The organism is Clostridium drakei, assembly GCF_000633595.2.
GTDB classification, from domain to species: domain Bacteria; phylum Bacillota; class Clostridia; order Clostridiales; family Clostridiaceae; genus Clostridium_AM; species Clostridium_AM drakei.
Genome location: NZ_JIBU02000003.1, coordinates 102,181 through 125,744 on the forward strand (window position 1 = coordinate 102,181; position 23,564 = coordinate 125,744).

Here is a 23,564-nt window from a genome sequence, read left to right on the forward strand (position 1 = left end):
ACTATAATAACTGATTGAGGGTGCTTTCAGGTTCTTCACCATTTTCTATGCGTTTTATATTATTCACAAAGAAATCATACCTTTTTTTGTGGAATTTCAGGCCGTCAGGCATACCTGCTGTATGTGGAGTAAGTATTACATTGCTAAGATTCCGCAGCTCACTGTCAATTGGAAGTGGTTCAGATTCAAATACATCTAGGCATGCGCCTGAAATACTCCTTTTTTTTAATGCATCTATCAAGTCTTTTTCATTGACAATCCCGCCTCGGGCTGTATTGATAAAAAGTGCGGTATTTTTCATTTTCTTGAATACTGCTTTGTTGATTAGATCTTTGGTCTGATGATTTAAAGACACATGTACACTTACTATATCCGATTCCCTTACAAGAGTATCGAAATTCGTCATTTTCACAAAACTGTCAGACTGTACAACAGGATTTCTAGTATAAGCCAGCACATTTATATCAAAAACCCTGCAAAATTCAGCTACTTTTTTACCGACGGAGCCCAAGCCGATAATTCCAATGGTTTTGCCTTTTAATTCACTCCCTGTATAGTTCAATTGATTTTCATCCATCTTGTTTTTCATAAAAGAATCAAGAAACGGTATGTTTTTATAATAAGAGAATATCAGTGCCATTACGTGCTCAGCCACTGCCTGTGAATTCACTCCTGCAGCATTGGCCACCCAAATACCAAATTGTGTGCAGGCATCGATATCTACATTATCAAATCCAGCACCAGTCTGTACCAATTTTAATTTTTTGGCCATAGAAAGCAGGCTGCTATCCACTTTAATATGTTCAGGTATGATTACCTGGCAATCTTCAATATGATGCAGCATTTCTTTTCCTGGTGGGAGAATTACAATGTCCCAGTCTTCTGGAAAATGCTTTATAATATGTGATTTTGAGGTCTCGGTAAAATATCCAACTATGAGAATTTTCATTGATAAACCACCTTTCATGTCGATATATATTCATAAAATTTATCCATTTGATAATTGCTATTCTACTACACTGCTACCTAGATAACAATTGCAAAAGATTTGAAGTTATATCTTTATTGAATTGATATTTTTCTTTTGACGCAGCAGGATTAATTGCTGCTAAAGTTATTTCCCTTTCATAAAGGGAGCCGTGAGTTCGTACGTCTTTCGTATTTAAATAAATACCTTTAATTTCGGCAAACGCATAATCTTCAGAGGAAAAAGCTCCTTCATAGAACAAAAGATATTATCATATGATTTGGATATAGTCATTATTCAAATGGATTCTCCTTACTGTGAGTTAACATATATTGATTTTTTAGATGATAAACTAATGCTTGTTTGTCATACTGAAAATCCCCTCGCTGGACAAACAGTTAGAATTAAGCAATTGTGTTCAGAAGCGATAATAGCCCGTGAACATGGAAGTAGAACTCAAAAAATGATTCAAGATGTTTTTGATAAATGGCATATTACTCCTAATGTTACATGGGTTTGCAAAAGTATTGATTCTATAAAAGAAGCTGTAAAGCATAATAAGGGAATAACGCTTTTATCTCAATATGTAATACAAGATGAGTTGAAAAACGGAAAAATTGCAAAAATAAATTTAAAAGAATCTAGTTTCATAAGGAAGTTCTATATTTCCTATCATAAAAACAAACATTTAACAGAATATATAAATAGTTTTATAACGTTGTGCAGCGCAATAAAAGAGGAGAATTCCGAAAAGGCGCCATAGCATCCCACTAGTATTAGCTATATATTCAATGGTTTCTTATCCTTCAATCCTTTGGTAATACTTCAATTACTGCACTTGCATTCATTTTTTTATTCTCCTAATTTTTATCTATGTACAAAAAAAGCATAAAAAGTAAGTACACCCGCGGTGCTGTACTTTTTTTATGCTTTTTTAAACTCGTAAAAAAGATAAATATTGAACGGATTTTGATAATGAGTAAACCTTTTTATGATACTGTGATAACGATTAATTGAAGATATAATTGAATTCAGAGAATGAAATTTATTATGTATTTTCAATAAGGAGTTATAAGTTATGGAATATTATTTGGGTATAGATATTGGTGCTTCCAGTGGAAGACACATATTATCTCATATAGAAAAAGGGAAATTGCAAATTGAAGAAATATATAGATTTGAAAATGGAATAAAAAAAGTAAATGACGAATATTGCTGGGACGTTGAGAGATTGTTCAGTGAAGTTAAAAATGGAATAAAAAAATGCAGAACTATTGGTGAAATTCCAAAGACTATAGGAATAGATACTTGGGGTGTTGATTTTGTATTGCTGGATGAAAAGGATAACTTAATAGGAAATGCAGTATCATACAGGGATGATAGGACTGAAGGTTTTATGGAAAAAGCTTTTGAAAAAATACCGAAAGATATGCTCTATTTATATACTGGAATTCAATTTCAGAGATTTAATACACTATATCAATTGCTTTCTATAAAGGAAAAACATAGTGATTATCTTAAGAGAGCAAAGACCTTTTTAATGATTCCTGATTATTTGAATTTTTTACTTACAGGTAAAAAAACGGCAGAGTATACTAATGCTTCTACAACTCAGCTTTTGAGTTCTTTTGATAAAACTTGGGATTACAATATTTTAGATACCTTTGGAATAAATAAAAATATGTTTCCTGAGATAAGGCTTCCTAAAACAAAATTGGGAGGGCTAAGAAAAGAATTTGTTGAAGAGTTTGGCTTTGATTCAGAAGTTATATTGGCAGCATCACATGATACAGGATCAGCTTTTATAGCTTCAGTGTGTAATGATGATGACAGTATATTTTTAAGCTCTGGAACATGGTCACTTATTGGCGTTGAAAACCATTTCCCTATATGTGTTCCTCAAGCTATGGATTACAATTTTACAAATGAAGGTGGAATCGATTATAGATATAGGTTCTTGAAGAATATAATGGGTCTTTGGATTATTCAAGAGGTTAGACGAAATATTGATAATAAATACAGCTTTGCAGAAATAGCGGAAATAGCAAGAAAATATAGAAATTTTAAATCAATAATCAATGTAGATGATGATAGATTTTTGAAACCTAAAAATATGATTCAGGAAATAAAGAATTATTGTGCTGAGACAAATCAAGATATTCCAGAGGATATAGGTGAAATTGCATTTTGTGTTTTCAATAGTTTGGCTTACAGTTATAAATCTTCAGTAGAATCTCTAGAGGAAATATTTGAAAAAAAATTTAAAAGGATAAATATTTTTGGTGGAGGTTGTAAAAATGATCTGCTAAACGAATTAGTTGCAGAGGTGAGTGGAAAAGAAGTTTTTGCAGGACCATCAGAAGCAACTGCAATAGGAAATATTTCGGCACAGGTATTAAGTCTTGGGATATGTAAAAATTTAAGTGAAGTAAGACAATTAATAAAAAAATCTTTTGATATAAAAAAATTCAATAAACAATTGGAGGTAAATTAAATGAGTATTAAGGAAAAATATGAATTGGCAAAGAAGGAATATGAAAAATGGGGAATAGATGTTGACAAAGCTTTAGAAGATCTTAAAAAAGTAAAAATATCAATACACTGTTGGCAAGGCGATGATATTTCAGGATTTGAAGTAAATCAAAAAGAATTGTCAGGAGGAATTGCAGCGACTGGAAATTATCCAGGTAAAGCAAGAAATGCAGAAGAACTTAGAAAAGATCTTGATAAGGCTCTTAGTCTTATTCCTGGAAAACATAAAGTCAATCTTCACGCAATATATGCTGAAACTGATGGAAAGTTTGTAGATAGGGATGAGATAAAACCTGAACATTTTAAGAACTGGGTTTCATGGGCCAAGAAAAATGGATTGGGACTTGATTTTAACCCTACAATATTTTCTCATGAAAAGGCAGACGATGGTCTTACACTTTCTCATCCCAACAAAGAAATTCGTGATTTTTGGATAAGGCACTGTATTGCTTCGAGAAAAATTGGAGAATACCTTGGAAAAGAACTTGGACAACCTTCTTTGACAAATCTATGGATACCAGATGGATATAAAGATATTCCAAGTGACAGACTTGGGCCAAGACAGCGTCTTAAAGATTCTTTAGAACAAATATTTAAAGAAAAAATAGATAAAAAATACAATCTTGATTCTGTAGAATCAAAGGTTTTTGGAATAGGAGCTGAATCTTATACAGTTGGTTCAAGTGAATTTTATATGAACTTTGCAGCTAAAAATGATGTGTTGTGCTTAATGGATACAGGACATTATCATCCTACAGAAGTAGTTTCAGATAAAATTTCCTCAATGCTTTTATTCTCAGATAAAGTTGCTCTTCATGTAAGTAGACCGGTTCGTTGGGACAGCGACCACGTTATAGTTTTGGATGATGAGCTTAAAGAACTTGCAAAGGAAGTAGTAAGAAATGATGCTCTTGATAGAGTAATAATAGGTCTTGATTTCTTTGATGCAAGCATAAATAGAATAGCTGCTTGGATTATTGGAACAAGAAATATGCTAAAAGCACTTTTAAATGCCATGCTTCTTCCAAATAGAAAATTAAAAGAACTTCAAGATGAAGGAAATTATACTGACAGACTTGCCTTAATGGAAGAATTCAAGACATATCCAATGGGTGATATATGGGATTATTATTGTAAGGTAAATAATGTACCTGTTAAAGAAGCATGGATGGATGAAGTTAAAAATTATGAGAAAGAGGAATTGTCAAAGAGAAAGTAGGGATAAGAATGAAAGTTGAAGATGTAAAATTTGTAAAGGATTATATAAAGATAACTTATGATGCATGGCTTAAAGGATGGCATGAACGAAACGGAGGAAACTTGAGTTATAGAATAGGAGAAGATGAAATAAGAGATGTAAAGTATCAACTCAATGAAAACTCAGAGTTTATCCCAATAGGAGTATCTGTTCCTAATTTGGCCAATGAATATTTTCTTGTGACTGGAAGCGGAAAATATATGAGAAATGTAATACTTGATCCTGAAGCTAATATAGGTATAGCAAAGATAGATGATAAAGGTGAAAACTATAAGATAGTTTGGGGACTTTTAAATGGTGCAAAACCTACAAGTGAGTTTCCTTCTCATCTTATGAGCCATTCAGTAAAGAAAGAAGCTACAGGCGGAAAAAATAAAGTCATATATCATTCTCATACTACTAATTTGATTGCACTTACTTTTGTCTTGCCACTTGATAGCAAGGTGTTTACAAGGGAACTTTGGGAAATGGCAACAGAATGTCCTGTAGTATTTCCTTCAGGAGTTGGAGTGGTACCATGGATGGTTCCTGGTGGAGCAGCAATTGCAAGAGAAACCAGTAAGCTGATGGAAGAATTTGACGTAGTAATATGGGCTCATCATGGAACTTTTGTTGCAGGTGAGACCTTAGATCTTGCCTTCGGACTTATGGATACAGTGGAAAAATCAGCGGAAATTCTTGTAAAAGTATTGTCAATGGATGGAAAAAAACAGACTATAACTGCAGATGATTTTAGAGATCTTGCAAAAGGATTTGATGTAACTTTACCTGAAAAATTTCTATATAAGTAGTTTTTATATTCTGCATCATATAGTTTGATGCAGAATGCTATTGAATAATTATGAAATTAAAAAATTGGAGGGATAAAATTGGTTAGAAAAGGAATTGTAATGAAGGTATATGAAGGTTTTCATGAAGAATATCAGAGAAGACACAGTCAAATTTGGCCTGAAATGGTTAACATGATACATGAATATGGTGCAAAGAACTATTCCATTTTTCTTGATAAAAAAACTAACACTTTATTTGGTTATATTGAAATAGAAGACGAGGAAAAATGGAATAAAAGTTCAGAAACAGAAATATGCCAAAAATGGTGGGCTTATATGAAGGACATAATGAAAACGAATGCAGATAACAGTCCTGTATCGGTTGATTTAAAAGAAGTATTTCATATGGATTAATAATTGGAGGGATTTAAGTGGCTAATGAAAAATCTAAATTTAAGGAAACAATAACTGTTTCTATGTCAAATTTTTTAGATGCAGGTGCAATTGTAGCAGGTGCAAGTGGATTAACATTATGGATGAATTACTTACATTTAAATGATATGGCACTTGGGCTTTTAGGAGCAGTTAGTGCAAATGGATTTGGCGCAGCACTTGGAGCATTGATAGGGGGGCCTTTATCAGATAAATATGGACGGAAATTTATATATAGATATGATTTAATTGTATATATGATTGGAGTTTTATTTATAACTTTATCGATGAATTTTCCTATGCTTTTGATTGGATATATTATTACAGGTATAGCAGTAGGCGCAGTAGTTCCTGCATCATGGAGTTATTTAGGAGAACAGGCTCCATCAGGAAAACGGTGTGCAAACATTGGATGGGGTCAATTTTCATGGGGATTTGCACCTATGACTATATTTATCTTATCTATCTTTTTAAACAAACATGGACTTTTAGGAAACAGAATTATGTTTGGAATATTATTTGTAGTTGCACTTATTACATGGATTTTACAACAGCAGATTGAGGAATCAAAAATTTGGACAGAACAAAAAGAAAAGGAGAAGTCCACAGATTTCGTAAAAGCTCCTACTAGTGAAATATTTACAATAAAGGCAAATAGGCAAGCATTTATTCTTGCTGCAGGTACTTATACTTTATGGAATTTGGTTGCTGGATTACAGGGATACTTCCTACCATTCATTTTTAGCAAAATAGGCAACTTAAATAATTTGCAATCAAATGCATTAAATATACTTATATGGTTTTTAACAATTTTATTTACTTATTTGGTATTTATAAGAAAAGGCGATGAATGGAATCGTAAAGTGGTGTTTTCAGTTGCATGTGTTATGGAAGTTTTAGCATGGGCTGTTCTTGTATTTGCACCTATGGGTTGGGTTTCACTAATAATTTTTGATATTTTATGGGGAATTTCAGCAGGATTTAGTGCACAATGTTTCTTTGCATTATGGAGTGTTGAGTTGTTTAAGACTCAATATAGAGGAAAAGCGCAAGGAATTATATTTTTCTTAGTACGTGCTGGAGTTGGTATAGTTTCATTAGTTTTTCCAACTATGTTGACTGCATTCGGATTTCAAAAAACTGGATTGTTTCTGATTTCCGTTTTAGCTATCCAATTAATAATTGGACTAGTTTATACTCCTGAAACTAGAGGAATGAGCGTTGAAGAAATAGAAAGACAAAGATATGCAAGCAGTTATTAATAAGCTTTTAATAATTTATATTTTGAGTAACTAAGTAGAAAGCTCTAGTACATTATGTTAATTTTATTAAGATAATAAGATTAATATAATATGCTAGAGTTTAATTAAAGGGTTAACTTTTATTATAGTTTTAGATACGATAGTATAGAACTATAATCAAAATTATGTGATTATTCAATTATTTTTTTAAAATTTTAAAGGTGGTAGTTTATATGATTTTTTATTATTTAGAGTTTTAAAATTCAAAAAAGTTCAAGAGGACCTATGACATAAATTTAAATTTTAGTGATAGAAAAGATAGCTTTAATAAAGTTAAGCTAAAGACTAATAATTTATATTAATGGGGTGATATTTTGAATGTTAGGGATCTTGATAAAAGTCTTAGAGAATTGAGTCCCAGCGAAATAAAACTTAAAAAATTATTAAAAAATAAGAAGGATAAGGTAAAAATTGAAAAGTGCTTTTCAAATGAAATATTAAAAGATTATTGGGTTATTAATAACTCTAAACTTATGAAAAATTCAGAAGATATATCGATACATAAACATGATAGGTTTATTGAATTTAAGAAACACAGTCATGATTATCTTGAAATGATGTTTGTTTATTCAGGAAGTATAAAGCAAACTATCGAAAATACGGATGTAGAAATAAAAAAAGGCGAAATACTTCTTATGGATATGAATGTGGAACATAGTATAAAAGAAGCACAAGAAAATGATATAGCAATAAATGTTTTGATAAAAAAAGAATTCTTTAATTGGATATTTATGAATCAAATAGCAGATAACGATTTAATATCAAATTTTATTGTAAAAGCATTGTATAATAAAAACAAGTTTAGACAATTCCTGTATTTTAAAACTTCTAAAAATAGAAGAGTGTGGGATTTCATGATAAATATATTGATTGAGTATTATGAAAATAAAAATGGTATGGAGACAGCTATAAGATCTTATATAGTACTAATTTTTAATGAACTTTTAAGATGTTATAATGAATATTTACCATCAAGTGTTATTAACAAAGTGGAGTCTAATATATGTGTAGAAATAGTTAAGTATATAGACAAAAATTATAATGATTTAAATCTTAAAGATTTAGCTAATTATTTTAGTTATAGTACGGATTACATGGGAAAATTAATTAAAAAAGTTACTGGCAGTACTTTAACAGAATTACAGAAAAAAATAAAATTGGATAAAGTAAAATATTTATTAAAAAATTCTAATTTTCCAATAGAAGAAATAATTAGGGAAGTGGGATATTCCAACTTAAGCTATTTTTATAAACAATTTAAAGAAGATGTTGGTATGACCCCTGATAAATATAGAAAAAATTTATTATAATTCAACTTTTATAGTTGACACGATCAACTATTGGAAGTAAAATATAGTTGATCAAGTCAACTAAGGAGGTGATAGTGTGAATTTATTATCCTTTGCAAGGTGTGTTGGTATATTTAATAGGCAAACACAGGCATATATTACAGCAGCGGTTAGCAGCATGAATATCAGTTTTTCGGAGTACATTCTTTTAATGAATCTGTATAATAATGAGGGAATTAATCAAGAGGATGTATCTTCTATGATGTTTATTGATAAAGCAGCAATAGCAAGATCAATCAAATCTCTGGAAGAAAAAGGTTTTATTTTACGAGAAGTGACAATAGAAGATAGAAGATCAAAAAAACTTTTTTTAACAGATATGGCAAAGAAAAATGAAGAGTATTTTTATTCAATATTGAAAAGATGGGAGGAGTATACTACAGAAGGAATGGACATAGAAATGAAAGATGAAATTTTTAATGGACTTCATACTATGGCAGAAAAATCTATAAGTGCAAATTTGTCTGAAGTATCCAAATATGAAAGAAGGGAATAAAAATGCCACTAAATCCAATATTCAACGATTTATTAAAAACAGACTTTCACAGTATGTATTCTATGAGCATTGATGAATTTAGAGATTATTATCTGAAAAGTTGGGATGATTTTAAAGGAGATGTAATTGAGGTTGGATCTGTAATTAATCATACTGTTCAGACTTCCAAAAGAGACACTCCAATTCGCATTTATAATCCTGAAACTGAAGATGACCATCCTGCATTTATCTGGATACATGGTGGTGGATTTATTTTTGGAAGTATTGAAGTTTACGATTCGATTTGTCGAAAAATAACAAATAATGTGAAATGCACAGTGATTTCAATTGATTATGGTCTTTCTCCAGAACACAAATTTCCAGAACCTGTGGAAGAGTGCTACCAGGTTGTTAGATGGGTATATGAAAATGCAAAAGAATTGAATATATTACCTAATAAAATTGCGGTAGGTGGTGACAGCGTAGGAGGAACTATTGCTGCAGTAATTACCCAGTTATCAAGAGATAGGAATGAATTTCCGATTGTCTATCAAATAGAGATTAATACAATGTTTGATCTACTTGGGAAGACGAAGCCTTTGTCCAGGAAAGAAAATGCAAAGGGATATAGATTGGAAACAGAGGAAATTGAAAAATACTATGTTCCCAATTATTTAAATGACTTAAGTGAGGCTGAGAATCCTATGGCTTCACCGATATTTACAGCAACATTCAAAAATCTTCCTAATGCATGTATTATTACTTCGGAATATGACCCTTTACGAGATGAGGGTGAGCATTATGCAAAGTGTTTATCGGAGGCTGGTGTTGACGTGTGTCTTAAAAGATATGATGGAATTATTCACGGCTTTTTTAATATGCAAAGAACTCTACCAGAAGCACGTGATGCACTTAATTTGGTATGTACCAAATTAAGAGAAGCCTTTAATTTGTAATTTTGTTTCAGGGGTAAGTCTTTGTTACGGTATAGGAAAAAATAGTGATACAATTATGACAATTTTTAGATAAATAAATAAAAATCAGGAGGTATATATAGTGGATATTATTAAAAAAAAGAATATAAAAAAGATTGATCTTCATGTGCATTATATACCTGAAGCATATAGAGAAGCACTGTTGAATTGCGGTGAAAAAAATCCGGATGGATTTCCAACTCCTGCATGGACTCCCAAAGAACATTTGGAGACTATGGATCGTCTTGGCATTACTACATCTATGCTTTCTTTGTCATCTCCTCACATTAACTTTGGAGATAAAAATTCTACGAAAGTCTTGGCCAGGAAAGTTAATGAATATGGGGCAGAACTTGTAACAAAATACCCAGGACGTTTTGGATTATTTGCTAGTTTGCCACTGCCTGATATTGAAAATAGTATAGAGGAAATTCAATATGCTATAGATATTTTACATGTTGATGGATTTGCATTACCAACTAACACACGGGGTGTATATCTTGGAAATAAATGTTTAGATCCAATATTTGAAGAACTAAACAGATATAAATCCGTTGTTCTAATTCATCCCAATAAGCCAAGTAGCATCCCAAGCAATGTTGTTGAAGGGTTGCCTGTTCCAATGATGGAATTTTTCTTCGATACAACTCGTACTGTCACTAATATGATACTGAAAGGTATAATGAAGCGTTTTGCTGATATTAAATTTATCATACCACATGCCGGAGCATTTATGACTATACTTGCTGACAGAATTGCGCCTGCTCTTCAAATAATGCCTTCAGTATTTGGTGAGGAAATTGAAAATAACAGTATAGATGTCTACTCAGCACTGAAAGGATTGTACTATGACCTAGCTGGCGCTTGTCTACCTAGGCAGTTGCCTGATTTAATGCAAATAGTTGATACTGATCATTTTCTATATGGTAGTGATTATCCATACACGTCCCTACCTGCATGTACTATATTAAAAGATGCCTTGGATAAAACAGAAATACTTACTGAAGAGCAGCATCAATGTATTGACTTTGGAAACGCCTTGCGATTATTTCCAAGGTTACTATAGGATTAATGCATATAAATATTCCAACTATTTACTAATATTTTATTTATGTGGTATATGCAACACTCTTGCTAAAAGTTATTTTTGTTTAGAAGTTTAGTGATACTTTTATATTATAGTAATAAGGAGAGGTATTATGTCAAAGAAAAAAATTTGGGAAAACATTGATAGAAATAGCCAAATGCTGACGAAAATGGCGCGAGATATCTGGGAAAATCCAGAAGTCTCACTTGAGGAAGTATATGCTTCAAATTTACAGGCAAAAGTCCTAGAAGATGCTGGATTAAAGGTAACGCTTGGACTTAATGGATTACCAACAGCGCTAATAGCTGAATATGGAAACGGAAAACCAGTCATTGGCGTTTTGGGAGAATACGATGCGCTTGAAAGTTTGTCGCAGGATTCCATTCCGGAAAGAAAGGTACGTGAAGAAGGCGGTCATGGACATGGCTGTGGTCATAACCTGCTTGGTACGGCTGGCGTGGGTGCTGTCATAGCAATCAAGGAAGCAATTGAACGCGGAGAAATCCACGGTACTATTCGTTATTATGGATGCCCAGCAGAAGAAGAGCTCATAGGAAAACTATTTATGTTGCGTGATGGATATTTTGACAATTGTGATGCACTGCTGTATTGGCATCCATCATCAAACAACACCCCTTGGCGTGTGCCATGTTTAGCATCTACCTCCATAGTGTTTAGCTTCAAGGGACTCACTGCCCATGCACCGCAGGCGCATTTAGGTCGCAGCGCTCTTGATGCAGTTGAATTGATGAATGTTGGTGCAAATTATCTGCGTGAGCATCTTCCTCGCGAGGTTATGTTACATTACTCAATACTTGGCAATGGGATTGCTCCAAACACCGTACCTGACAGATGTCAATCTTGGTATATGATGAGGGCCCCAAAACGGTCATATCTGGATGAGGCATTTCCACGTCTTGTTGATGTGGCAAAAGGCGCGGCTATGATGACTGGAACTACATTGGAAAATGTTGAGGTCCTTGGCGGAGGTAATGATATGGTCATGAATCAAACGCTGGCAGATCTATTTGTAAAAAATATGAATGAACTCAATGGGCCATCCTTTACTGATGAGGATTACGCTTTTGCTAAAAAAATTACCGATCAATTTATACCGGAATATAAAACTATGGGGGCACAGGCATTCCAGATTCCACCTGAATATTATGATAAGGATCTACTGGATAAGATTGTACCAGTATCGGATGCTAAAGTATTACCTATCTCTGGAGATGCGGATCCGAGCTGGGTATATCCGTTTGGAGCATTTTACTGTGCTACATGGCCCATTGGTGTATTTACTCACACATGGCAAGCTACTGCATGCACAGGCTCTGGCATAGGTATGCACGGTATGCTGTTTGCTTCGAAAACATTAGCAGGTGCATGTTATGAGCTCATGACTGATGATGATTTAATGCAAATGGTCAAAAAAGAATTTAAGGATCTGGATCTTCATTATAAGGCTAATATTAGAGCCGATTCTGTGCCGCATAAAGTAAAATTGAGATGATTAATGATATCTGAAGGATAATTGTTCAGGTGTCAACTGAAGAAGTCCAACATCAATCGAACTTCTTCAGTTAAATATTTGCCAACTTTTACTTGACACAATCTATATATTATAATAGTATAATTATAAACTTATAATTAAGAGGTATATTAATGAAAGATCATTTAAAAAATACTGCCGAAGTTCTCAAATCTCTTGGTGAGGAGAAAAGACTAAAAATAATAAAAATGCTTGCTTCCAATGCTAATGAAATTTTTTGTGTTTCTGATGTAGCCCAACAACTGGGAATTTCTCAACCTGCCGCGTCTCAACATATAAAGGTTTTAAAGAATATTGGAATTCTTGAGGAGAATCGTAAAGGTTTTAGAGTATTCTATACAATTAATTTGGGTGTGTTAATTGAATACAAGAAGGATATAGATGACCTGTTTAAGAAAGCTTTTGAGAAATGTCAATATGATTTTTCTTGTGATAAATGCCCATATAATAACAAATGTAAGTAATTACAATATACTGTCTTGACTATAAGTGTATGCTTATTGACTTATTTGAAAATATAGTAAAAATAAAGAAGAGAGGAAGTGAAGATACTTATGAAAGAAAACAATCAATTATTACAAGTTGATGAAGTAAAGATAACTATACTCATGGATAATACCATTGATGCATTTATGACAGGTAATGAAATTGTGCATAGATTTAATATGTCTAAAGCTCCACTTACTACAAAAGATGGTTTTTCAACACTTATAGCAGAACATGGGTTTTCAGCGATAATCCAGATTAAATGTGGGGAAAGACAAGAAACTATATTGTTGGATACAGGGGTGAGTTCAAATGGTATATTGCATAATATAGACACATTAGGAATTAATGTAAATGATATAAAGGCAATTGTATTAAGTCATGGTCACATTGACCATACCATGGGGTTACCTAGTTTGATTGAAAAATTAGACTCATCTCAAGTACCTATTATATTTCATCCTGATGCTTTTTTAGATAGAAAGTTGATAATGCCAGGTGGTTATGAAGTGGATGTTTCGGCTCCAAAATTAAATGTTTTGCAACAGAAAAAAATTGATTTGGTTGCCAAAGCTGATCCAACCCTTTTAGTTGATAACATGGTTCTTGTCTCTGGTGAAATTGCTCGAACTACGGATTTTGAAACTGGATTCCCTGTACACTATACTAAACGTGATGGTCGATGGGAAAATGATCCGTTAGTAAAAGATGATCAGTGCGTCATTATAAATGTCCGTGGAAAAGGGCTGGTTGTTATTACTGGGTGTTGTCATTCTGGACTTATTAATACTATTAACTATGCTCAAAAATTAACTAATTGTCAACAAGTTTATGCTGTATTAGGAGGCTTTCATTTAACAGGTGGAACTTTTGAAAAAATTATTCCTATAACAATAGATGAATTAAAAAAATCAGGCCAACCTATTTGATGCCTGGACACTGCACTGGATGGTCTGCTATCCATAAAATTGAACAAGCAATGCCTAAAGCATTTATACCGAACAATGTTGGTACTACATTAGTATTTTAAGCTGGACATTGAAATTATCAAATATAAAAATGGAGGAATAGTTTATGGCTAGAATAGCAATTATGAGTTGCAACAATGTAAAGAATGAACTTAGTTGTGCAGCAGCAGGATGTTTCAAATCATTCAATGAGAACAAGGGAATGTTTGAGCGTTATAAGGATGATCAAGAATCACAAATTGTAGGCTTCAGCACTTGTGCTGGTTGTCCAACACTCTATGCTTTTGAAAAGATTTTAATTAAAGTAAAACCGTTGGTTGAAATAAGTAAAGCAGATACTATTCATTTTTCAAGCTGCATGGTTAAACTCTGCCCATTCGTGCAAAAGTATAAAAGTGTAATTAATGAAACATACCCACATGTAGAAGTGGTGATGGGTACAGATGAATCTACGTCACTGGATACTATGAAGATAATGTTGAAAAGCATACTTACTAATAACAGTCACGGTATTACTGAAGAATTTAGAAGAAATATGCCATCAGATTAGTATTGAAAAATATTATAGAAGGGAATCTATCAAAGGGGTATAAAAAGGTTCTGTACAGATACAAACTTCTAAGGGACTTTTAAAAGGGAGCTTGCCGATAAAAAATTACTATTGAAATGTATTATATATTTCAATAGTAATTTTTAGATAGATTTCATCATATCAATTTGAATTTATACAAACAAACTTAATGCCAAAATAAATATTAATCCTGTTATTGATAAAATGGTTGATAATAAAGTCCAGGTTGAGAATGTTTCTTTCATACTGAAACCAAAATATTCTTTAACCATCCAGAAGCCTGCATCGTTTACATGAGAGGCTATAGCACTTCCACATCCTGTTGCAAGTGTTACTAAAGCCAAATTAACATGACCACAGTTAGCAAGCATTGGAATAACTAAACCTGATGTTGATAAAGCTGCTACAGTTGCAGATCCTAAAGAAATACGTAAAATTGCTGCAACTATCCATGCAAGTAGTATAGGTGATATAGAGGTTCCATTGAATAATGTAGCAATATACTTACCAACACCTCCATCTATAAGTACTTGTTTAAAAGCACCACCACCACCAATGATTAAAAGCATCATTCCAATTGACGAAGCTGCAGATGAGCAAGAAGCTGCAACTTGTTTAATTGGAATTTTCCTTCTTACTCCCATTGTATATATTGCTAGAATTAAAGATATAAGCATTGCAGTATCTGGATCACCAATAAAGCTAACAGTAGTAAAAAATGGATTACCTTTAATTCCTGCCGTTTTTTGTATCATTGAAATTATTGTGGAAATCATCATCAAAATGACGGGAAACATTGCTGTTAACAAGCTGACTCCAAAACTAGGTGTTTCTTCTACTCTAAATGTTTTTTGTTCACCCAAAGATTCAATATTGCCAGTTTTTTCAAAGGCACTTGGTATAATTTTCTTAGCAACCATAGTAAATAGAGGACCTGATATAATAACACATGGTATTGCTACAATAATACCATATAATAAAACAGTTCCAATATCTGCTTTATATGCTGCAGCTATTACTGTTGGTCCTGGATGTGGAGGTAGAAAAGCATGTGTTACTAATAAAGAAGCAAGCATAGGAATACCTAAGTAGACTGGAGAAACTTTTAATTCCCTTGCAATAGAGAATATAATTGGAATTAATAAAACTAATCCTACTTCAAAGAACATTGCTATACCAACAACAAATGAAGCAATTACAACAGCCAATTGAATCCGTTTTTCACCAAATTTATTAATTAAAGTCATAGCAATACGGTGTGCTCCACCTGAATCAGCAACTAATTTACCTAGCATAGCACCAAGGCCAAATATAAAAGCAATATGACCAAGTGTTCCTCCTATACCAGATTCAATAGTTGAAACAATTTTCCCAAGAGGTATTCCTAATCCAAAAGCTACAGTAAATGAAACAACTAGTAATGAAATAAATGTATTTAATTTAAAACGAGAAATTAATATAATTAAGAATAATACGCCTAACGCTACCATTAATAAAGGCATAATATTTCCCCCCACTTTCTTTTGTTTTTTAATATGGATATATAGTTATTTAGTACCTAATGCTCTCTTACCAGCTTCAAGAACTTCAATAATTTTATCTACATCATATACGCTTCCACCCCAAGTTCCACCGCTTACAGATTGAAGTGCTGCCCATAATTTTGTATCATCTGGAAGATCTGGATCAGGTTTAAGATCTGGGTGAGATTCACGTGATTCCAAGATTTTAGCTGCTTCTTCATAGGAAATTACATTATTATCAGTTCCAATGAAATTAATTGATCCATCAAGTTTATTAGTATCAACTATTATTTCAATAATATCTCCATCCTTTAATTTTCCGATAGGACCTCCTGCTAATGCTTCAGGTCCTATATGTCCAAAGCAAGCACCTGTGGAAACGCCAGAAAAACGTGCATCTGTAATTAAAGAAACATGTTTACCAAAAGGTAGTTTTTTCAAAGCAGAAGTTAATTGGTAGGTTTCCTCCATTCCTGTTCCCATTGGGCCTCCACCCATTACAATCATTATGTCACCAGCTTTAATTTTACCGCTATCTTTAAGTGCTTTAATAGCTGCCTTTTCAGATGTAAAAACTTTAGCTTTTCCAGTATGTCTAAATATTCCATCATCATCTATAACTGATGGATCAATAGCTGTTGATTTTACCACTGAACCTTCAGGTGCAATATTTCCCATAGGGAAGGTTACTGTTGATGTTAGTCCTCTATTTTTGGCTTGAGTTGGATTCATGATAATTTCATCAGGATTAATTCCATCAATTTCAAGTAGACGTTTTCTACACTCAGTACGTGCTTGGGATTTTTCCCACCAATCAAGGTTATTTCCTAGCGTTTCTCCTGTAACAGTAAGAACGTCTTCGTGTAATAGTCCAAGTTTTCTTAAATGAAGCATAACCTCAGGAACTCCTCCGGCTAAGAATGCGCTAACTGTTGGATAATTAGCTGGTCCAATAGGAAGAACACTTACTAAACGGGGTACCTTTTTATTAATTCTTGCCCAGTCTTCAACGGTAGGAACTTTACATTTAGCAGCATATGCAATTGCTGGTAGATGAAGAAGTAAATTTGTTGATCCTCCAAAAGCAGCATGAATTACCATGGCATTTTCAATTGCTTTATCTGTAATAATATCTTTTGTAGTTGTTCCATTATCAGCCATGTCTAAGACTGCTTTAGCTGACTGTTTAGCAATTTCTTTCCATATTGGTTGACCAGAAGGTGCTAATGCAGAGTGAGGTAATGCTATTCCAAGTGCTTCAGCAATAACTTGAGAAGTACCAGCTGTACCTAAGAATTGACATCCGCCACCAGCAGAAGCACAAGCGTTACATCCAAGACGACAAGCGTCTTCCAAAGAAAGTTCATTGTTAGCAAATCTAACTCCAATAGTTTGAACAGTTCCAGCATCTTCTCCTTTTATAGGTTGAAGTGTTGCACCACCAGGAACAATAATAGTTGGTAAATTATGCATGGATGCTAATGCTATCATCATGGCAGGTAGGCCTTTGTCACATGAAGCCACTCCCATTACTGCACGACGTGTTGGTAATGAACGAATTAAACGGCGAAATACTACAGCTGCATCATTACGATAAGGTAGAGAGTCAAACATTCCTGTTGTGCCTTGACTACGACCATCGCATGGATCTGTTACATATGCAGCATAAGGAACTCCACCAAGTTTTTTGATTTCTTCAGCTGCTGCACTCATTTGTAATCCTAATTCAAAGTGCCCTGTATGTAATCCAACAGCAATTGGAGTACCATCATTGTTGCGAATTCCGCCTTGAGTACTAAGTATTAACACATCTCCACCTAAAAGTTTAGATGCTTCCCATCCCATACCAGCATTTAAAGTCATTCCGAATATATTGCCACTAGGTGAATCCTTTAACAATTTTGGAGTAAGAGGAAGAGACCCTTTTGGTCCTTCCGCATGAGTTTGAATTTTATATAAAGATAATTTTTCTTCACCATAAATTGATTTTAATGACATAGTTAATCTTCCTCTCTATAATATTAAATTTATACAATATAAAAATTTTAAAAAATGTAAAAGACTATTTTGAGATTAGGTGATCAAATTCTTCCATAAGCTTTTTAATTGAATCAGTTTGTCCTTCATTAGCCTGTAGAAGAGGAGTTTTACAGTAGTCTTTAATATCAAGACCTTTTAATATCATTGCCTTTTTTAGAATAGGTATAAAACATTTGCTTATTTCATATACATCTGACAGCTTATCAACATATTTTTGAATTTCAGCTGTTTTTTCCATGTTTTTTTCATTAACAGCTTTTACCCAACTTACAAAAATCTCTGGATATATATTGGTAAGTGCGCTTATACATCCACTGCCTCCAGCCAAAACATTGTGAACGAAATTTTCATCAAAGCCTGAAAATACTTCGAAATCAGGGAACTCATTTTTAATTGTTTCGATTAAGTTTCTAGTATGCCCCATTGATGATACTGTATCTTTGTAACCAACAATATTATTATGTTTTCTTAATAAATTAAGTGTCAATTCTGGTGATAAATCATGTCCAGTTCTGTCTGGAAAGTTGTATAAATAAATATTACCTTTTACAGCTTCAGCTATTTTTCCAAAATAGAATTCTAAACTTTCATCTGTTAGATTAAAATAGTATGGGCTGACAATGATAACACCATCTACTCCAGCATTAATAGCATAGTTTGAAAGTTCAATTGTATCTTCTACTGTCATACAGCCTGTTCCAATAAGAACTTGAGTTCTTTTATTTACATGAGAAACGACAAGATCAATTAATTCCTTTCTTTGTTCAGTAGACATAGCATAGAACTCACCTGTACTGCCCATGATAAGCAGACCATCAATGCCTGCGTTAATGAGATAGTCATAAACATTTTTATTTGCCTGAACATCTAAGTTTCCGTCGGCATCAAATGCAGTAATGACAGGTGTTAAAAATTTAGCTTTTTTCATATAGTCTCTCTCCTTTAATAGCAATTAGGCAAATTAAAGCCTATTATGTAATTGTTTACATAATTCTTAAATGAATAATTAGATTAAATATTTAGTAGTTTTATTAAAATAAATAAATCTTTTTTTCTTATTTGAATGTAGATTTATGAATTTTAATAATTTACAAAATTACTTTTTATAAGTTGTTCGTATATAAGAAATTGATTTGTTTATACGAATCTTATAGTTAAATAATATCATAATTTTTTATCATGTCAAGATAATATTTAAGTATTTTTGTAAAACTTAAGAAAAAATTTATGGAATTTTTTTATATGTATAAATCTATGTTGAATATGAAGAATAAGATATTTATAATTATTAATATATAAATAAAGTTTTATAAAATTTGAATGGCAGGTGTAAATATGGTACATAAACCAACAGAAAGAGTACTAAATATATTGAATCTTTTATCAATTAATCATGAAGGACTAACCTTAACAGAAATTTCTGATGCTATTGATATACCTAAAAGTACTCTTTATCCTATTATGCAAACAATGCTTGAACGTAACTTTGTTTCTCTTGAAAAAAATTCTCTAAAATATTCAATTGGGATTTCTGCTTTTTGCATTGGTGCGTCCTATTCACGAAATAAATATATGTTAGACTTTATACAAAAAATAATGAAGAATATTGTAAGTAATATTGATGAAACTTGCCAAATGGGAGTTCTTGATGGAAACAATGTACTTTATATATTGAAAGAAGATCCAATAAAAGATATGGATATTCGTCTTATTTCTTATATAGGAAAAAGAATACCTGCTTACTGTACAGCTTTAGGAAAAGCTCTATTAAGTGAATATAGTATTGAAGAAATAAAGTCACTTTATCCTGATGGTTTGAAACCAATCACTAAAAATACTATAACGGATTTTTCTATTTTGGAAGATCAATTAAAAGAGATAAAAGAAACTTATGTATCAACAGAAGTTGAGGAGGTAACAGAATTTTTACGTTGTTATGCTGTTCCATTGGCCTCAAAAGGAAAAATTAATGCAGCAATTAGCATCAGTATTCCAACCTTCCGAGCTAATGAAGAGAAAAACAAACTGGCAATTGAATTATTATTAAAAGCAAAGAAACAAATTGATGCTGTTGATTTGGACTGAATATTGCTGAGTGGTTAAGAAAAGGAATGAAATTTCCACCAGAATAAATGAGGCAGCGTTTAGTAGATTGAATTCCCTAGTGTTTAAAGAGGGAAGCAAAATTTAAGTTTGCTACTCTCTTTAACAAAACTATTAAAGTATAAATATAAAAAAACACAATGACTATTTATCCATAATTCCAATTGTAATTTTTTTTATGCAATCATTAAGCCAGTCTATATAATTTTTTTCTCTCATAATAGCACCGTTTAAAACAATATAGTCGCCAAAATCAGAAGAAGATACTTTAGATATATCTTTTTCTTTTGAAAGTTCTTCCATAGAAGTTTCTAGATAATTCAATCGTTCACTATGTTTATTTAATTCGCTTTTAAATTGATTTAATAAAGTATTAATATCCATTTCATCACAAAAATAAGCCTTTAGCCTAAAGATATCTTTAGGTGTTGGCTGTAAAGGTTCATCTTTTGATAGCCATCTTTGCAAAGCCTTTTTCCCTTTTTCAGTAATGGTGTATAATTTTTTTTCTAATTTTTCTCCTTGTATTACTGTTTCATAAGAAATAAGACCTTCATCTGTAAGCTTTTTTAATTCTGGATATATTTGACTATGTTTAGCATACCAAAATTCTACTAATGCATCATTAAATTTTTTTGTTATATCATATCCAGTTAATGGGCTTCTATTAATAAGTCCTAAAATTGCATACTTTAAAGTCCTCATATTGTGTTAACACCTCATTCTTTCTATAGAGCTATTTTATCATTACTTTATGGAAAATAAAATAGAACATGAAAAAACAAACATGTAAACCTTGACATGATTAATTGTCAAATATATAATTATCTATATAAAGAATACTGCGCGGTTGTCTTTAAATATGTAAGTGAATAAACTAAAGTCTTAATACCTATACTATGTATTATTAGGAGTGGTTTTATGAATAAGTATAAAAAATTGTTTGAACCAATTAAAATTGGAAAGTGCGAAATAAAAAATCGTTTTGCATTGGCACCAATGGGACCTCTTGGATTAGCTGATAGTGAAGGTGGTTTTAACCAAAGAGGAATAGATTATTATACTGAAAGAGCAAAAGGTGGTACTGGATTAATTATCACAGGAGTTACTTTTGTAGATAATGAAGTTGAAGAGCATGGTATGCCAAATTGTCCATGTCCTACTCATAATCCTGTTCAATTTGTTAGAACTGCAAGAGAAATGACTGAGAGGATACATGCTTATAATGCTAAAGTATTTTTACAAATGTCAGGAGGATTTGGTAGAGTTACTATACCAACTAACCTTGGAGAATTTCCGCCAGTGGCACCATCTCCAATTCAACATAGATGGCTTGACAAAACTTGTCGTGAACTTACAATAGATGAAATCAAATCTATAGTTAAAAAATTTGGAGATGGAGCTTATAATGCAAAAAGAGCTGGTTTTGATGGAGTACAAATTCATGCTGTTCATGAAGGATACCTTATAGACCAATTTGCTATTTCATTGTTTAACCACAGAACAGATGAATATGGTGGAAGTTTAGAAAATAGACTTCGTTTTGCACGTGAGATAGTTGAAGAAATTAAAAATAGATGTGGAGAAGATTTCCCAGTTGCTCTTAGATATTCACCAAAGAGTTTTATTAAAGATTTAAGAGATGGAGCACTTCCAGGTGAACAATTTGTTGAAAAGGGAAGAGATTTAGAAGAAGGAATTGAAGCTGCTAAGTTGCTTGTATCCTATGGATATGATTCATTGGATACAGATGTTGGATCATATGATTCATGGTGGTGGAGTCATCCACCAATGTATCAAGAAAAGGGACTTTACAGACCTTATGCTAAATTAATGAAGGATACTGTAGATGTTACTATCATATGTGCAGGAAGAATGGATGATCCAGATATGGCACTTGAAGCTATTGAAAATGGAACATGTGACATGATAAGTCTTGGAAGACCATTACTTGCAGATCCTGATTATGTAAATAAGCTAAGAAGCAATAATTGTAAATCAATTAGACCTTGTATATCATGTCAAGAAGGATGTATGGGAAGGATTCAGCATTATTCAATGCTTAATTGTGCTGTAAATCCTCAGGCATGTAAAGAGAAAGATAACGCACTTTTACCTATATTAAAAAAGAAGAAAGTTTTAATAATTGGTGGTGGAGTAGCAGGTTGTGAAGCTGCAAGAGTTTTAGCTCTTAGAGGACATGAAGCAGTAGTTTATGAAAAGAGTGATAGATTAGGAGGAAACCTCATTCCAGGTGGAGCTCCAGAGTTTAAGGAAGATGATATTGCTTTAGCTAACTGGTATGCACATACATTGAAAGAATTGAATGTAGAAGTAAATTTAAATAGTGAAGTTACTAAAGAACAAGTTTTAAATTTTGCTGCAGATAGCATAATAATTGCTACAGGTTCTACACCAAAGGTATTTTCACTTGGAGATGATAATAAAGTATTTACAGCAGCAGATGTACTAGCAGGAAAGAAAGACTGTGGAAATACCACTGTTGTAGTAGGTGGTGGTTTAGTCGGATGCGAAACTGCACTTGATCTTGCTAAGAAGGGTAAAAAGGTAGTTATAGTAGAAGCGTTGAATAAAATACTTGCACTAAATGGACCTTTATGTTCTGCAAATAGTGAAATGCTTGAAAGACTTATTCCATACAATGGTATTGAGGTAAGAACAAATTCAAAAGTTAAATCATATAAAGATGGAATTTTAGAAGTTGAAACAGAAAATAGAATAGATAAAATACAATGTGATTCAGTAATACTTTCTGTTGGATATAAGGAAGAGGATTCTTTATATAAGGAATTAGAATTTCAAGTTCCAGAAATTCATCTTTTAGGTGATGCTCGTAAGGTTGCAAATATTATGTATGCCATTTGGGATGCTTATGAAGTTGCAAATCATATTTAATTAAATAATAAAGTCCCCAATCTTAGTAATAGATAGGGGACTTAAATTTTATACCATTCTAAATAGAAATTGGTTAGTACAGTTTTAAGAGTTATACTAACTTTTTTTATCCGATGCTTAGCATTGATAATGCCTCCACTTAAGTCTAAGAATCACTTGAGTACTATGGTAAATACAAATTATATTTTATTCACATGTTGTAGTAAATTTATGAAAAATATATGTTAATAATTTTAATATAAGATAGTTGTTATATTTGT

21 protein-coding genes are annotated in these 23,564 nt (G+C 32.4%); 16 read left to right on the plus strand and 5 right to left on the minus strand.

Annotated elements, in window-relative coordinates; translation table 11 throughout:
* Window position 1: 1 nt before the first annotated feature.
* On the minus strand, window positions 2-949 hold the full coding sequence (locus EG57_RS0201530) for an NAD(P)-dependent oxidoreductase (RefSeq protein ID WP_032075549.1): 948 nt from the start codon (window positions 947-949) through the stop codon (window positions 2-4).
* Between the two features lie 298 nt (window positions 950-1,247).
* Here EG57_RS0201530 and EG57_RS0201535 point away from each other — a divergent pair, with 298 nt between their 5' ends.
* The 14 genes from EG57_RS0201535 to EG57_RS0201600 all read left to right on the plus strand — a co-directional run bounded on the left by EG57_RS0201535 (window position 1,248) and on the right by EG57_RS0201600 (window position 14,701).
* A complete protein-coding gene (locus EG57_RS0201535; RefSeq protein WP_341350097.1) occupies window positions 1,248-1,730 on the plus strand; it encodes a LysR substrate-binding domain-containing protein in 483 nt (160 codons plus the stop codon).
* A gap of 315 nt (window positions 1,731-2,045) precedes the next feature.
* The gene (gene rhaB / locus EG57_RS0201540; RefSeq protein WP_032075550.1) at window positions 2,046-3,461 is read left to right on the plus strand and encodes a rhamnulokinase; all 1,416 of its coding nucleotides are present in this window, start codon (window positions 2,046-2,048) and stop codon (window positions 3,459-3,461) included.
* The gene (gene rhaA / locus EG57_RS0201545) at window positions 3,462-4,718 is read left to right on the plus strand and encodes an L-rhamnose isomerase (protein WP_032075551.1); all 1,257 of its coding nucleotides are present in this window, start codon (window positions 3,462-3,464) and stop codon (window positions 4,716-4,718) included. It abuts the gene before it with no gap.
* Window positions 4,719-4,726: 8 nt separating this feature from the next.
* Window positions 4,727-5,548, plus strand: a complete 822-nt coding sequence (gene rhaD / locus EG57_RS0201550) for a rhamnulose-1-phosphate aldolase (RefSeq protein WP_032075552.1) — start codon at window positions 4,727-4,729, stop codon at window positions 5,546-5,548.
* 78 nt (window positions 5,549-5,626) lie between these two features.
* The gene (gene rhaM / locus EG57_RS0201555) at window positions 5,627-5,941 is read left to right on the plus strand and encodes an L-rhamnose mutarotase (RefSeq protein ID WP_032075553.1); all 315 of its coding nucleotides are present in this window, start codon (window positions 5,627-5,629) and stop codon (window positions 5,939-5,941) included.
* Between the two features lie 17 nt (window positions 5,942-5,958).
* Window positions 5,959-7,221: an MFS transporter gene (locus EG57_RS0201560; RefSeq protein ID WP_032075554.1), complete on the plus strand. Its 1,263-nt coding sequence runs from the start codon at window positions 5,959-5,961 to the stop codon at window positions 7,219-7,221.
* A 353-nt stretch (window positions 7,222-7,574) separates the two neighbouring features.
* Complete coding sequence (locus tag EG57_RS0201565) at window positions 7,575-8,570, plus strand: AraC family transcriptional regulator (RefSeq protein WP_032075555.1); 996 nt, start codon at window positions 7,575-7,577, stop codon at window positions 8,568-8,570.
* Between the two features lie 76 nt (window positions 8,571-8,646).
* Window positions 8,647-9,105, plus strand: a complete 459-nt coding sequence (locus EG57_RS0201570; protein ID WP_032075556.1) for a MarR family winged helix-turn-helix transcriptional regulator — start codon at window positions 8,647-8,649, stop codon at window positions 9,103-9,105.
* A gap of 2 nt (window positions 9,106-9,107) precedes the next feature.
* Entirely contained in the window at window positions 9,108-10,040 is a 933-nt protein-coding gene (locus EG57_RS0201575; RefSeq protein WP_032075557.1) for an alpha/beta hydrolase, read from the plus strand.
* Between the two features lie 100 nt (window positions 10,041-10,140).
* The gene (locus EG57_RS0201580; RefSeq protein ID WP_242859787.1) at window positions 10,141-11,124 is read left to right on the plus strand and encodes an amidohydrolase family protein; all 984 of its coding nucleotides are present in this window, start codon (window positions 10,141-10,143) and stop codon (window positions 11,122-11,124) included.
* Between the two features lie 133 nt (window positions 11,125-11,257).
* Window positions 11,258-12,658: an amidohydrolase gene (locus tag EG57_RS0201585; RefSeq protein WP_032075559.1), complete on the plus strand. Its 1,401-nt coding sequence runs from the start codon at window positions 11,258-11,260 to the stop codon at window positions 12,656-12,658.
* A gap of 152 nt (window positions 12,659-12,810) precedes the next feature.
* The gene (locus EG57_RS0201590; protein WP_052037710.1) at window positions 12,811-13,161 is read left to right on the plus strand and encodes an ArsR/SmtB family transcription factor; all 351 of its coding nucleotides are present in this window, start codon (window positions 12,811-12,813) and stop codon (window positions 13,159-13,161) included.
* A gap of 90 nt (window positions 13,162-13,251) precedes the next feature.
* On the plus strand, window positions 13,252-14,112 hold the full coding sequence (locus EG57_RS25120) for an MBL fold metallo-hydrolase (protein WP_052037711.1): 861 nt from the start codon (window positions 13,252-13,254) through the stop codon (window positions 14,110-14,112).
* Window positions 14,113-14,257: 145 nt separating this feature from the next.
* Window positions 14,258-14,701 carry a CGGC domain-containing protein gene (locus tag EG57_RS0201600; protein ID WP_052037712.1) on the plus strand — a complete coding sequence of 148 codons (444 nt, stop codon included), beginning with the start codon at window positions 14,258-14,260 and terminating at the stop codon, window positions 14,699-14,701.
* 173 nt (window positions 14,702-14,874) lie between these two features.
* Here EG57_RS0201600 and EG57_RS0201605 read toward each other — a convergent pair whose 3' ends face one another.
* From EG57_RS0201605 to EG57_RS0201615, 3 genes are all read right to left on the minus strand, one after another.
* Entirely contained in the window at window positions 14,875-16,224 is a 1,350-nt protein-coding gene (locus tag EG57_RS0201605; RefSeq protein ID WP_032075560.1) for a gluconate:H+ symporter, read from the minus strand.
* A gap of 45 nt (window positions 16,225-16,269) precedes the next feature.
* Window positions 16,270-18,243, minus strand: coding sequence for a YjhG/YagF family D-xylonate dehydratase (locus EG57_RS0201610; RefSeq protein WP_032075561.1), 1,974 nt, complete (start codon window positions 18,241-18,243; stop codon window positions 16,270-16,272).
* A 64-nt stretch (window positions 18,244-18,307) separates the two neighbouring features.
* Window positions 18,308-19,213, minus strand: a complete 906-nt coding sequence (locus tag EG57_RS0201615) for a dihydrodipicolinate synthase family protein (protein ID WP_032075562.1) — start codon at window positions 19,211-19,213, stop codon at window positions 18,308-18,310.
* A gap of 407 nt (window positions 19,214-19,620) precedes the next feature.
* On the opposite strand from EG57_RS0201615, the gene EG57_RS0201620 reads away from it, so the two are divergent.
* A complete protein-coding gene (locus EG57_RS0201620) occupies window positions 19,621-20,370 on the plus strand; it encodes an IclR family transcriptional regulator (RefSeq protein ID WP_032075563.1) in 750 nt (249 codons plus the stop codon).
* Between the two features lie 162 nt (window positions 20,371-20,532).
* Here the strand turns inward: EG57_RS0201620 and EG57_RS0201625 are convergent, their stop codons facing one another.
* Window positions 20,533-21,093: a PadR family transcriptional regulator gene (locus tag EG57_RS0201625; RefSeq protein WP_032075564.1), complete on the minus strand. Its 561-nt coding sequence runs from the start codon at window positions 21,091-21,093 to the stop codon at window positions 20,533-20,535.
* Window positions 21,094-21,309: 216 nt separating this feature from the next.
* Here EG57_RS0201625 and EG57_RS0201630 point away from each other — a divergent pair, with 216 nt between their 5' ends.
* On the plus strand, window positions 21,310-23,304 hold the full coding sequence (locus EG57_RS0201630) for an oxidoreductase (RefSeq protein WP_032075565.1): 1,995 nt from the start codon (window positions 21,310-21,312) through the stop codon (window positions 23,302-23,304).
* Window positions 23,305-23,564: the final 260 nt, after the last annotated feature.